Origin of the sequence: Streptomyces laurentii, assembly GCF_040635425.1 — a bacterium.
Classification (GTDB): Bacteria; Actinomycetota; Actinomycetes; order Streptomycetales; family Streptomycetaceae; genus Streptomyces; species Streptomyces laurentii.
In genome coordinates this window covers 1-13,173 of the sequence record NZ_JBEYHT010000024.1, presented here as the reverse complement: position 1 = coordinate 13,173, position 13,173 = coordinate 1, and the positions used below count along the sequence as shown (strand labels likewise).

At 71.1% G+C, this 13,173-nt stretch carries 10 protein-coding genes; 9 read left to right on the top strand and 1 reads right to left on the bottom strand.

Annotated features, from left to right (window positions below):
* The first annotated feature begins 184 nt into the window (after positions 1-184).
* The 6 genes from ABZ693_RS17175 to ABZ693_RS17150 all read left to right on the top strand — a co-directional run bounded on the left by ABZ693_RS17175 (position 185) and on the right by ABZ693_RS17150 (position 7,662).
* Complete coding sequence (locus ABZ693_RS17175; protein ID WP_359877446.1) at positions 185-466, top strand: winged helix-turn-helix transcriptional regulator; 282 nt, start codon at positions 185-187, stop codon at positions 464-466.
* Positions 467-598: 132 nt separating this feature from the next.
* Positions 599-1,372, top strand: coding sequence for an NUDIX hydrolase (locus ABZ693_RS17170; RefSeq protein ID WP_359877444.1), 774 nt, complete (start codon positions 599-601; stop codon positions 1,370-1,372).
* 117 nt (positions 1,373-1,489) lie between these two features.
* The gene (locus ABZ693_RS17165; protein ID WP_359877442.1) at positions 1,490-3,475 is read left to right on the top strand and encodes an ABC transporter ATP-binding protein; all 1,986 of its coding nucleotides are present in this window, start codon (positions 1,490-1,492) and stop codon (positions 3,473-3,475) included.
* A 106-nt stretch (positions 3,476-3,581) separates the two neighbouring features.
* A complete protein-coding gene (locus tag ABZ693_RS17160) occupies positions 3,582-4,517 on the top strand; it encodes a FadR/GntR family transcriptional regulator (RefSeq protein ID WP_359877438.1) in 936 nt (311 codons plus the stop codon).
* Between the two features lie 611 nt (positions 4,518-5,128).
* The gene (locus tag ABZ693_RS17155) at positions 5,129-6,673 is read left to right on the top strand and encodes an RNA polymerase sigma factor (protein ID WP_359877436.1); all 1,545 of its coding nucleotides are present in this window, start codon (positions 5,129-5,131) and stop codon (positions 6,671-6,673) included.
* Positions 6,674-6,843: 170 nt separating this feature from the next.
* Positions 6,844-7,662, top strand: coding sequence for a S1 family peptidase (locus ABZ693_RS17150; protein ID WP_359877433.1), 819 nt, complete (start codon positions 6,844-6,846; stop codon positions 7,660-7,662).
* 224 nt (positions 7,663-7,886) lie between these two features.
* Here ABZ693_RS17150 and ABZ693_RS17145 read toward each other — a convergent pair whose 3' ends face one another.
* A complete protein-coding gene (locus ABZ693_RS17145; protein ID WP_359877431.1) occupies positions 7,887-8,117 on the bottom strand; it encodes a DUF7455 domain-containing protein in 231 nt (76 codons plus the stop codon).
* A 432-nt stretch (positions 8,118-8,549) separates the two neighbouring features.
* Between ABZ693_RS17145 and ABZ693_RS17140 the strand changes: the two genes are divergently transcribed.
* The 3 genes from ABZ693_RS17140 (at position 8,550) to ABZ693_RS17130 (ending at position 13,111) form a co-directional block, all read left to right on the top strand.
* Positions 8,550-10,664 (top strand): DNA gyrase/topoisomerase IV subunit B, encoded by a 2,115-nt coding sequence (locus tag ABZ693_RS17140; protein ID WP_359877429.1) that lies wholly within the window; start codon positions 8,550-8,552, stop codon positions 10,662-10,664.
* A gap of 279 nt (positions 10,665-10,943) precedes the next feature.
* The gene (locus ABZ693_RS17135) at positions 10,944-11,507 is read left to right on the top strand and encodes a DUF485 domain-containing protein (protein ID WP_359877426.1); all 564 of its coding nucleotides are present in this window, start codon (positions 10,944-10,946) and stop codon (positions 11,505-11,507) included.
* Between the two features lie 11 nt (positions 11,508-11,518).
* Positions 11,519-13,111, top strand: a complete 1,593-nt coding sequence (locus ABZ693_RS17130) for a monocarboxylic acid transporter (RefSeq protein ID WP_359877618.1) — start codon at positions 11,519-11,521, stop codon at positions 13,109-13,111.
* The last annotated feature ends 62 nt before the right edge of the window (positions 13,112-13,173 follow it).

Here is a 13,173-nt window from a genome sequence, read left to right as displayed (position 1 = left end):
TCACCCGGGACGTTAGAAAGGGCCTTCGTGACTCACCAAACGGTTGGACACGTACGGCCGGACGGCCACGGTCCGCTGGCGGACTGTCCTGAGAGCGCTCTCGTTCCGCCGGGCCGCCGGGCCGAGGATCCGCACTGCCCTGTGGACGTCACCCTGGCCGCGCTGGCGGGCCGTTACGCCGCTGGTGCTCCGCGAGTTCCTGCGCCGCGGCCGGGCCACGTACTCGGAACTGTCCGCCGCCCTGCCCGCTCTCTCGGACAAGGTCCTCTCCGACCGGCTGTCCCAGCTGACCGGCGCGGGCGTGATCGAGCGCCATCGCACCGCCGGTTGGCCCCCGCGCGTCCACTACGTCCTCACGGCGCGGGGCCGGGCCCTGGAGCCGGTGATGCACAGCATGTGGGAGTGGGGCACCGCGCGACGGCAGGATGCCCACAGCCCCTCCGTCCGGCCGGCGGAGACGTCCTAGGCACGGCCTGGCCGGACAGGGAGACGGACAAAAGCGATGGAGCCGGCGGAGAGTCCGGGGCGGGGGAGAAGCGGAACGGTGCGATCCTTCGAGACGCGTGTTTATCGTCAGGGAGACGACTATGATCGCGGCATGCCTCCCTACGACCCGTCGGCCTTCCCGTCCTTCGCTGTCACCGTCGATCTGGTCGTGCTCACCGTGCGGCGTCACGCCCTGTGCGCCCTCGTCGTGAAACGCGGGGAGCCTCCGTTCCAGGGGAGCTGGGCGCTGCCGGGCGGGTTCGTCCGGGCCGACGAGGACCTCGACGGCGCCGCCGCGCGCGAGCTGGTCGAGGAGACGGGGCTCTGCGTCCACGACCCCGGTACGTCGCAGCCCGGACCCGGGAACGGCGCGCACCTGGAACAGCTGGCGACGTACGGGGCACCCGACCGGGACCCGCGGATGCGCGTGGTGAGCGTCGCCCATCTCGCGCTCGCCCCGGATCTGCCCGCGCCGCGTGCGGGCGGTGACGCGAACAGCGCGCGCTGGGCACCGGTCGAGGAGCTGCTCGGTCATGACATCGACGCGACGGAGGGCACGGGCGAGATGCCGGCGCCGCTCGCGTTCGACCACACCCGGATCCTGTCCGACGGAGTGGAGCGCGCCCGTTCGAAGATCGAATACTCGTCGCTGGCCACGGCCTTCTGTCCGCCCGAGTTCACGGTCGGCGAACTGCGCCGGGTCTACGAGGCCGTGTGGGGCGTGACGCTCGACCCGCGGAACTTCCACCGGAAGGTGACCGGTACGCCCGGCTTCCTCGTGCCAGCCGGGGGTACGACGACCCGTCAGGGCGGCCGCCCCGCCCAGCTGTTCCGCGCCGGCGGCGCCACATTGCTGAACCCGCCGATGCTGCGTCCGGAGGTCTGACCGGGGCCGTCGGCGACCCGAGGCGCGTTCGCTACGCTAAAAGTCCGAAATGTAACGCTATCTTGCTGGAACAGCCGCCCTGCCGCGGAGCGGTCTCACCTACCCGCGAGAGAAGCGATGCTCCAGGCCATCGGACTCACCAGCACCCCCCGCCGGGACCTTCCGCCCGTCGTGGACGATCTCACCTTCGAGGCCCGGCCCGGCACGGTCACCGCCCTGCACGGGCCCGCCGGCGCCGGCAAGACCACCGCCCTGCGCCTCATGCTCCAGCTCGAACCGGGCCGTGGCGTCACCTACTTCAGAGGCCGCGCCCTGCACCGCGTCGCCCACCCCGCCCGCGAGGTCGGCGTCCTGCTGGGCGACGTCCCGGGCCACCCCTCCCGTACCGTACGCAGCCAACTCCGCATGCTCTGCGCCGCCGCCGGAGTCCCCGGCTCCCGGGCCGACGACATGCTCCGGGCCGTCGGCCTCGACGGCGCCCGCGACCAGCGCATCGGCACCCTGCCGCTCGTCATGGACCGCCGACTGGGCCTCGCCTGCGCCTTGTTGGGTGGCCCGCACACCCTGCTCCTCGACGAGCCGGGCGCCCGGCTCTCCGTACGCGAGAGCGCCTGGCTGTACGAACTCCTGCGCGCCCACGCCGACGAGGGCGGCACCGTCCTCTACACCACCGCCGACCCCAGGGACGCCGCCCGGAACGCCGACCGGGTCGTCACCCTGGAAGAGGGGCGGCTCGTCGCCGACCAGGACGCCGCCGACTTCGCCCGCACCCGGCTGCGCCCCCGGGTCGTCGTCCGTACGCCCTACGCGACCCGGCTGGCCGCCGTGCTCGCCCAGGAATCCCGGGCCGCCCGCCGCTCGGTGGAAGTGGTCGCGGAGGGCGGCAACCACCTGTCCGTCTACGGCAGCGACTGCGCCACCATCGGCGAGAGCGCCTTCCGGCACGGACTGCTCCTGCACCGGCTCGCCGACGAGACGGGTGACACGGGCGACTCCGTCGTGCCTCGCCAGGCCCTGGCACCGGCGCCCGCTTCCATCCCGGGCCCCTCGCCCGCCCCCGAGGGCCCGCCGGCCGCCCTGTCGGCCTCGGAGGCCCCCGACGCCGATGTCGCGGCGACCGCCGAGGAGCCCTTCGGAGCGACGGTGGCCGACCCGGATCGACCCCTGCCGGTCACGGAACCCCGGAGCGCTTCGGCCCCGGAACCCGCGAAGGTGTCGGTCGAGGCGCCCGAAGGCTCTCCGGCTCCGGACTCCGAGAGCCCGCCCGTCCTGGACTCCGCCCTCGTCCCGGACGTCGACCCCGACCCGCTTCCCGCGGTCCAGCCGCCCCGGCGTTCCCCGCTGTGGCCCGTGCGCTACGAGATCCGCCGCCTCCTCGGGGTGCCCTCCACGCCGCTCGTGGTCCTGGGCGTGCTGTTCGTCTCCGTCGTGATCTCCGTCCTGCTCGCGCGCAACGGGCGCACCCCGCTGCCCGCGACGCTGGCCGCCTGGCCCGGGCTCTCCCCGCTGCCGCCCGCGGCGCTCGGGGCCGGGCTCATCGGCGCCTTCTCCTTCGGGGAGGAGTACCGCTACCCGGCACTCACCACCGGACGCGGCGCCGTCCCGCGCCGGCTCGGTCTGCTGCTGGCCAAACTGGCCGTCGCGGCCGGGGTCGGGGCATTCCTCGCCGTACTGGTCGTCGTCGCCGACCGGGAGGCCCTGCGGTTCGTCTACGGCGGCCAGTTGGTCCCCGTACCGCACAACTGGCCCGGACTGTCCGCCAATTGGTTCGGCCTGGTGATCGGCTGCGCGTGGGCCGGGCTGCTGGGGGCGGGCGTGTTCCGGGCGGCCGCCGCCGGAGTCGCCGCGGTCCTCGCCGTACCGGTGGCCTTCGCGCCACCGCTGCGTCACGTGCTCGCCGCGGGCCCCGGGCGTTCCGTCGCGGGGCTGCCGGGACGGCTGCGCGGTCTCATGAGCATCGAGTGGTCGACGGCGGCGGACCGCTGGGTGATGGGGGCGCTCAAGGTGGTCGGCCAACCCGTGGGGGTGGCCCTGGCGCTGACCTTGACGGTTCTCCTGTGCGCCTATGTGCTCACCGGCCTTCGCGGCAGGGCGCGTTGGTGACCACATTCGGATCGAGAAGTTCCGTTCGGTCGGCAACTCCCATGAAAAATGCACCTTATGTCTCATTAATCGTCAATTGTATAGGGGGTGCCGATCACCCTTTCGTGTGCTTTTCACCAAAGACCTCAAGGGGCGCGGAAGCCACGCCGACAAAGGATGCGTGAGTACCCTTGCGCACACGATGATGACCGCCGCCCGCTCCGTCGAGTCCGGCCTCGGCGCCCCGGGCGATCTCGACCGCTACCCCTACTCCGAGGCCTCCGGGCCGGACCGAGTGGCCCCGCCCGCCTGGGAAGGGGTGGACGAGCTCGGCCGGGCCGGCCGCAGGGCCGCCGGCAGCCGCGGCCGCGGACTGCACGGACAGCTCGTCCAGCAGCTCGGCCAGATGATCGTCTCCGGCGACCTCGGCGCCGACCGCCCGCTCGTTCCCGAGGAGATCGGCCAGCGTTTCGAGGTCTCGCGCACCGTCGTGCGCGAGTCGCTGCGCGTGCTGGAGGCGAAGGGCCTGGTCAGTGCCCGGCCCAACGTCGGCACCCGGGTCCGCCCGGTCAGCGACTGGAATCTGCTCGATCCCGACATCATCGAGTGGCGGGCCTTCGGTCCGCAGCGCGACGACCAGCGCCGCGAGCTGGCCGAGCTGCGCTGGACCATCGAGCCGCTCGCCGCCCGGCTCGCCGCCGGTCACGGCCGCGAGGACATCCAGCAGCGGCTGTCCGACATGGTCGAGATCATGGGCCACGCCTACGCCCAGGGCGACACCATCACCTTCTCCCGCGCCGACGCCGAATTCCACGCCCTCCTCATCCAGCTCGCCGGTAACCGCATGCTGGAGCACCTCTCCGGCATCGTCGCCGCCGCCCTGCAGGTCTCCGGATCCCCCGCCGCCGGATGCGACCGCCTCAGCGAGAGCTGCCTCGGCCACCACGCCCGGATCGTCGAGGCCCTCGCCGCCGGTGACGCGGGCGCCGCCGAGGCGGCCATGCGGCAGCTGCTGACCGGACACCCCGAGCCCGTCGTGCCGGGGCCGCGCGAGCAGCACTGACCGCGCACCGTGGCCGACCACGCAGTGACGCCCGTCCCGCGCACCGCCGGACCGAGCGGAACCCGGGGGCGGGCGACCACCCCCGGGTGCGCCGGGCTCCGGCGCGCCGGGCGTATCCGGTGCTTCCGGCTCGTCCGGCTCGTCCGGCACCCTTGAAGCGCCCGGCGCGCCCGGCGCACGCGACGCGCTCGGCCCGCTGGGCAGGGCCGGCACTGCCGCGTACGGCGCCGCCGCGGCACCGGAGGGTGCCCGGGCGACGCCCCTCGGCACCGAGTGGCGCCCTGTGACGTGACGCCGGGCGACGTCGGGCGACGGCCAGTGACGGTGTGGGGCTTCGGGCGAGGCGATCGTGCCGCCTTCCTGACACTTCCTGGCGGATTCACCGTAAATGAGGTGTGACTCGGGCCACGAAGATTGGGCGTAACGCTCCCGGCGGCCCCGCGATGACCTAAGAGGTGACAGCCGAGGAAGGAATACAGCAGCCGCTCAAGGCGCTGTGCATTTCCCCGGCCCAGCCCGCGCCGTCGGCTCATTCCCTGCCGACGGTCGTCGGCTCCGGCCCGATTCAGGGCGGGGCCGGAAGCCGTTTCCATCGTTCCGAGAGGTTGTTCGTGTCGGCCAGCACATCCCGTACGCTCCCGCCGGAGATCGCCGAGTCCGCATCTGTGATGGCGCTCATCGAGCGGGGAAAGGCTGATGGGCAGATCGCCGGCGATGACGTGCGGCGAGCCTTCGAGGCCGACCAGATTCCGCCGACCCAGTGGAAGAATGTTCTGCGCAGCCTGAATCAGATCCTCGAGGAAGAGGGTGTGACGCTGATGGTCAGTGCAGCGGAGTCGCCGAAGCGCACCCGCAAGAGCGTCGCCGCGAAGAGCCCGGCCAAGCGCACCGCCACCAAGGCCGTCACCGCCAGGACGACCGTGACGAAGACCGTCTCGGCCGCCGGTGCGGCCACGGCGGCCGCGGGCGCCGACTCGACCGACGAGACCGGAGCCCCGGTCAAGAAGGCCGCGGCGAAGAAGACCGCCGCCAAGAAGACGGCGGCCAAGAAGACCGTCGCCAAGAAGGCGACGGCGAAGAAGACCGCGTCCAAGAAGGACGACGACGAACTGATCGAGGGCGAGGAGCTGCTCGAGGACGTCGCGCCCGGCAAGGACGACGAGGAGACCGAGGGCGAGAGCAAGGGCTTCGTCCTGTCCGACGAGGACGAGGACGACGCGCCGGCCCAGCAGGTCGCCGTCGCCGGTGCCACCGCCGACCCGGTCAAGGACTACCTCAAGCAGATCGGCAAGGTCCCGCTGCTCAACGCCGAGCAGGAGGTCGAGCTCGCCAAGCGCATCGAGGCCGGTCTGTTCGCCGAGGACAAGCTGGCGAACTCGGACAAGATCGCTCCGAAGCTCAAGCGCGAGCTGGAGATCATCGCCGAGGACGGCCGCCGGGCCAAGAACCACCTCCTGGAGGCCAACCTCCGCCTCGTGGTCTCGCTGGCCAAGCGCTACACCGGCCGCGGCATGCTCTTCCTGGACCTGATCCAGGAGGGCAACCTCGGTCTGATCCGCGCCGTCGAGAAGTTCGACTACACCAAGGGCTACAAGTTCTCCACGTACGCCACCTGGTGGATCCGTCAGGCGATCACCCGCGCCATGGCCGACCAGGCCCGCACCATCCGTATCCCGGTGCACATGGTCGAGGTCATCAACAAGCTCGCCCGTGTGCAGCGCCAGATGCTCCAGGACCTGGGCCGCGAGCCCACCCCGGAGGAGCTGGCCAAGGAACTCGACATGACCCCGGAGAAGGTCATCGAGGTCCAGAAGTACGGCCGTGAGCCGATCTCGCTGCACACCCCGCTGGGCGAGGACGGCGACAGCGAGTTCGGTGACCTCATCGAGGACTCCGAGGCCGTCGTCCCGGCCGACGCGGTCAGCTTCACGCTCCTCCAGGAGCAGCTGCACTCCGTCCTCGACACGCTCTCCGAGCGTGAGGCGGGCGTCGTCTCCATGCGCTTCGGTCTCACCGACGGTCAGCCGAAGACCCTCGACGAGATCGGCAAGGTCTACGGCGTGACGCGTGAGCGCATCCGTCAGATCGAGTCGAAGACGATGTCGAAGCTGCGCCACCCGTCGCGTTCGCAGGTGCTGCGCGACTACCTCGACTGATCCCTGGATAGATCCGTAGATCCGTAGATCTGTACGAGGCTTACGCCGACACACGAAGGGCCCGGTTCCCCGCCTCGGGGGCCGGGCCCTTCGGCGTAGGCGCGGGTGCGCGGGCGGTGCGACTGGACCACGCTGGGTAAGAGCTTCTCAACGGAGAGTCAGGAGACTCCATGCGTCGTCCCCTTGCCCGCGCCCTGACCGGCGCTCTGGGTCTGCTCGCCGCCGCGGCGGTGCCGCTCGCCACCTCGGTTCCCGCCGCCGCCGACAGCGTCGTGGTCGGCGGCCGGCCGACCCGGACCGCGGACGCGCCGTGGGTGGTGGCGCTGTCCAGCCGTGCCCGGTTCGGGGGTGCGCGGGCGGGGCAGTTCTGCGGCGGGGCGGTCGTCGCCCCCACCAAGGTGCTCACGGCGGCCCACTGCCTGGGGAGCGAGGTGCTGGGCGGCGAGCCCTGGGAACTGCCCGACTTCCGGGTGATCGCTGGACGTACGGCGCTGCGCGGCGACGGCGGGCGGGAGGTGCGGGTCACCCGCACCTGGGTCAACCCGGAGTACGACCCGGCGGCCGGCTCGGGTGATCTGGCCGTCGTGACCCTGGAGCGGGCGCTGCCGGCGTCATACGTGATCGACGTGGCCACCGCGGACGATCCCGCGCTCGCGCCCGGCACGGCGGCGGACGTGTACGGCTGGGGCGACACGACCGGCGACGGGACGTACGCGCGGTCGCTGCGCGCCGCGAGGGTGCGGGTGTTGCCGGACGCGACCTGCGAACGGGCGTATCCGGGCGGTCTGGGGGTGGAGTACCGGCGCGAGACGATGCTGTGCGCGGGCGACCCGCGCGGCGGCAGGGACGCCTGTCAGGGCGACAGCGGGGGCCCGCTCGTGGCGCGGGGTCGGCTGATCGGCCTGGTGTCGTGGGGGAGCGGCTGTGGCGAGGCGGACAGCCCCGGCGTCTACACCCGGGTGTCCGAGATCCTGCGCCGGCGCTCCTGACCCGCTGTCGCCCGGGGCGAACGGAGCGAAGTGCCCGGCTCGCTCGGGGCCAGGGGCGGGATCACGGCTCCTGGCACGACGAAGCACCGGACCGGTGACCCCGTGTCAGGGGGCGGTCACGGTGCGAGAACGGGCGGCCTCCCGCACGCGCGTATGGCGTGGGGAGGGCCGCCCGTCGGCCGGCCGTCAGTGACCGGCTGCTGGCTCGTCGTGCAGGCGAGGCGTCAGCGCTCGTCGTCCGCGGCGTGGTTCGGCACGGCGCTGAGCCGGTCCGTCTCGTCCTGTATCTCTGCGGCGATCTTCTTCAGTTCCGGCTCGAACTTGCGTCCGTGGTGAGCACAGAAGAGCAGGTCACCGCCGCTGGTCAGGACGACGCGCACGTACGCCTGGGCGCCGCAGCGGTCGCATCGGTCAGCGGCCGTCAGGGGGGTCGCGGGGGTCAGAACAGTAGTCACGTCGCCTCTTCTCTAGCTCGACGAGCTGTCGTACCAGGGTCAACATCCAACCAGGCCGAAAACGTTCCCGCTCGTGGCTTTTCCTTGAAAAATTTTCCAAGGAGGCTGTTTGCTGCCGTTTGGCGGCGAATGAGCCGTATTGCTTCGCTCTACGGGTTTTCGCGTTGCTGTGTGTGGTGGTGCCCTCCCGGCGGGTTGCCGGTTGTTCATGAGGACGTGCCCGGAGCCTAAATGGTTCATGCCTGGAAGGGAACGTGATGTTTCCGTCACCCCAACGAGGGATCGAACACTCATGCGACTCTGGACTAGCATGAAGAATCAGGAGGGTGGCGTGACAACGGCCCTACCAGGCATCGGTACCCTCTGACCGGCGACCGACGCCGGGCCTTACCCCACCGGGCCAGATTTCAAATTCAGCGAGGAGCGAACCGCGTGACCGCCGATACGTCCGTGCCGTCCAGTGCGCTGCTGACCGCAGACCGTGACGGTTCCAACTACACCGCGCGGCACCTGCTCGTCCTCGAAGGGCTCGAAGCCGTCCGCAAGCGCCCCGGTATGTACATCGGATCCACGGACAGCCGTGGACTGATGCACTGTCTCTGGGAAATCATCGACAATTCGGTCGACGAGGCCCTCGGCGGCTACTGCGACCACATCGACGTGATCCTCCACGACGACGGCTCCGTCGAGGTCCAGGACAACGGCCGCGGCATCCCCGTCGACGTCGAGCCCAAGACGGGCCTCTCCGGCGTCGAGGTCGTCATGACCAAGCTGCACGCCGGCGGCAAGTTCGGCGGCGGCTCCTACGCCGCCTCCGGCGGTCTGCACGGTGTGGGCGCCTCCGTGGTCAACGCGCTCTCCGCCCGCCTCGACGTCGAGGTCGACCGAGGCGTCACGCACGCGCTGAGCTTCCGCCGCGGCGTTCCCGGCATCTTCACCGAGTCCGGCCCGGACAGCCCCTTCGACCCGTCCGGCGGCCTCCGCAAGGGCAAGCGCGTCCCCAAGGGCCGTACGGGCACCCGGGTCCGCTACTGGGCCGACCGCCAGATCTTCCTCAAGGACGCCAAGCTCTCCCTGGAGACGCTGCACCAGCGGGCCCGCCAGACCGCGTTCCTCGTCCCCGGCCTGACCATCGTCGTGCGCGACGAGCGCGACCTCGAGGGCGTGGGCAAGAGCGAGGAGACCTTCCGCTTCGACGGCGGCATCAGCGAGTTCTGCGAGTTCCTCGCCCAGGACAAGGCCGTCTGCGACGTCCTGCGCCTCACCGGGCAGGGCACCTTCAAGGAGACCGTCCCGGTCCTCGACGACCGCGGCCACATGACCCCCACCGAGGTCACCCGCGAGCTCGGCGTCGACGTCGCCCTGCGCTGGGGCACCGGCTACGACACGACGCTGAAGTCCTTCGTCAACATCATCGCCACCCCCAAGGGCGGCACCCACGTCTCCGGTTTCGAGCAGGCGATCGCCAAGACCGTCAACGAGGTGCTGCGCTCCGCCAAGATGCTGCGCGTCGCCGAGGACGACATCGTCAAGGACGACGCCCTGGAGGGTCTCACCGCCGTCGTCACGGTCCGGCTCGCCGAGCCGCAGTTCGAGGGCCAGACCAAGGAGGTGCTCGGCACCTCCGCGGCCCGCCGGATCGTCGCCAACGTGGTCGCCAAGGAGCTCAAGGCCTTCCTGACCTCCACCAAGCGCGACGCCAAGGCCCAGGCCCGGGCCGTCCTGGAGAAGGCCGTTGCCGCCGCCCGTACCCGTATCGCGGCCCGGCAGCACAAGGACGCACAGCGCCGGAAGACGGCCCTGGAGTCCTCCTCGCTGCCCGCCAAGCTCGCCGACTGCCGCAGCGACGACGTCGAGCGCAGCGAACTCTTCATCGTCGAGGGAGACTCGGCGCTCGGCACCGCCAAGCTCGCCCGCAACAGCGAGTTCCAGGCGCTGCTCCCGATCCGCGGCAAGATCCTCAACGTCCAGAAGTCCTCCGTCTCGGACATGTTGAAGAACGCCGAGTGCGGAGCGATCATCCAGGTCATAGGGGCGGGCTCGGGCCGCACCTTCGACATCGACGCGGCCCGCTACGGGAAGGTCATCATGATGACCGACGCCGACGTCGACGGCTCCCACATCCGCACCCTGCTGCTGACCCTGTTCCAGCGCTACATGCGGCCCATGGTCGAGCAGGGGCGCGTCTTCGCCGCCGTGCCGCCGCTGCACCGCATCGAGCTGGTCCAGCCCAAGAAGGGCCAGGACAAGTACGTCTACACGTACTCGGACAACGAGCTGCGCCAGACCCTGCTGGAGTTCCAGCGCAAGGGGGTCCGCTACAAGGACTCCATCCAGCGCTACAAGGGCCTCGGCGAGATGGACGCGGACCAGCTGGCGGAGACCACCATGGACCCCCGCCACCGCACCCTGCGCCGGATCAACATCGGCGACCTGGAAGCGGCCGAGACGGTCTTCGACCTCCTCATGGGCAACGACGTGGCTCCCCGCAAGGAGTTCATCACCAGCTCCGCGGCGACCCTCGACCGCTCCCGTATCGACGCCTGACGTCCCTTCCCGCGAACGGCGCCCCACCCGGCGCCCGCGGCTATCTCCGTCCGAGGCCCCCGGCATCCGTCGCCGGGGGCCTCGGCGCGTTTGCCGGTGTTCTTGGTGTCCCCCTCAGGAGCCTCGCCGATACGACAGTCAGACGGCACGGGTCAGGCGCAAGGGCGCCTCGGTCACCTAATGGTGTGAAGAATCCAGGAGAAGCGTCCAGGATGCGCCCGCTCTGTCCATCCTTGGGCACGCGGCCCAAAGGGTCCGCTGACCAAGGAGAGTTCACCGGTGGAGAAGCAGGAAGGGCGCGACGCCGCGACGGTGCGGATCGACGACCCCTGGTACGACGCGCTGGCCGCCCCATGGGGCGAGCCGGACGGGAAAGCCCCCGACAGCGAGGGGCACGGCGGGGACGGATTCGGCACGACCGGGTACGCCGCCCTGACCCACGACGACACGGAGCACGACGGGATCGGGGACACCGCCCTGGACCCGTCCGGCATGGTCCCGCGCCAGCGAGTGCACAGCACCGCGGACATCTACCTGGAGGTCCAACGCAGTCCCGCCTTCCAGGAAGTACGCAGCCGGTACCGCCGGTTCGTCTTCCCGGCCGCCGGCGCCTTCCTCCTCTGGTATCTGGCGTACGTGATCGCCGCGACCGCCGCCCCCGGTGTCATGGCCCACCCCGTGGCCGGAGCCGTCAACGTCGCCCTGCTCGCCGGACTCGGTCAGTTCGCCACCACCTTCCTGCTCACCTGGGCCTACGTCCGCCACGCGCGGCGGCGCCGGGACCGGGCCGCCCTCGAACTGCGCTGGGACACCCAGCAGATGACCCGGGGGGCGCGGTCATGACCGGAGACCAGATCACCGGCGACCACCAGACCCTGGCGCTGGTGCTGTTCAGCGTCTTCATCGTGGTCACCCTGGCCATCACCACCTGGGCCGGCCGCAACCGGCAGGGCTCCGCCGAGGAGTTCTACGCCGGAGGCCGCCTCTTCTCGCCCATGGAGAACGGCTTCGCCATCGCCGGCGACTACATGTCCGCCGCCTCCTTCCTCGGCATCTCCGGCCTGATCGCCCTGTTCGGCTACGACGGCATGCTGTACTCCGTCGGCTTCCTCGTCGCCTGGCTGGTCGTCCTGCTGCTCGTCGCCGAACTCGTGCGCAACTGCGGCCGCTTCACCCTCGCCGACGTCGTGGCCTCCCGGATGGCCGAGCGTCCCGTCCGGATCGCCGTCGGCTCCTCCTCGGTCACCGTCTCGGTGCTCTACCTCGTCGCCCAGATGGTCGGCGCCGGCAGCCTGGTCGCCCTGCTCCTCGGCGGCACCAGCGGCGCCGCCCGCTCCTGGACCGTGATCGGGGTCGGTGCCCTCATGGTCGTCTACGTGTCGCTCGGCGGCATGCGGGCCACCACCTGGATCCAGATCGTCAAGGCCGTGCTTCTCATGGTCGGCACGATCGCCCTCACCGTGCTCGTCCTGATCCGCTTCCACGGCAACTTCAACGAGCTCCTCGCCAGCGCCGCCGAACGCAGCGGCCATGGCGCGGACTTCCTCGGCCCCGGACTGCTCTACGGCCAGAACTGGACCGCCCGCCTCGACTTCGTCAGCCTCGGTCTCGCCCTCGTCCTCGGAACCGCCGGACTTCCGCACATCCTGTCGCGCTTCTACACCGTGCCCACCGCCAAGGCCGCCCGGCACTCCGTCGTCTGGTCGATCGGCCTCATCGGCGGCTTCTACCTGATGACGATCGTGCTCGGCTTCGGCGCGGCCGCCGTCGTCGGCCCCGACACCGTCCACGCCTCCAACGCGGCCGGCAACACCGCCGTACCCCTGCTCGCGCTCGACCTCGGCGGCGGACCGGGCTCCACCGGTGGCACGATCCTCTTCGCCGTCGTCGCGGCCGTCGCCATCGCCACCATCCTGGCCGTGGTCGCCGGCATCACCCTCGCCTCCTCCGCGTCGGTCGCCCACGACCTCTACGCCACACTGCGCCGTTCCGACGCCAAGCAGTACAGCGAGGTGACCGTCGCCCGGCTCGCCGCCGCCGGCATCGGTGTCGCCGCGATCGGCCTCGGCCTGCTGGCCAGCGACCTCAACGTGGCCTTCCTGGTCGGTCTGGCCTTCGCCGTGGCCGCCTCGGCGAACCTGCCCGTGGTGCTCTACTCGCTGTTCTGGCGGCGGTTCAACACCCGCGGCGCTGTCTGGTCGGTGTACGGCGGACTCGTCCCCGCGGTCCTGCTCGTCGTCGTCTCGCCGGTCGTCTCCGGCAGCCCCGAATCGCTGTTCCCCGGCGTGGACTTCGAGTTCTTCCCGCTGGAGAACCCGGGCCTGATCTCCATCCCGCTGGGCTTCCTCGCCGGCTGGTTCGGCACCGTCACCTCGTCCGAGCCGGCGGACGAGGCCAAGCACGCCGAGACCGAGGTCCGGGCGCTCACCGGCGCCGGCGCGGTCTGATCCGCCCCGGCGGCATCAGTAAGCCTCCGACGCCACGAAGCAGGTGTGCGCGACGAGGTTGT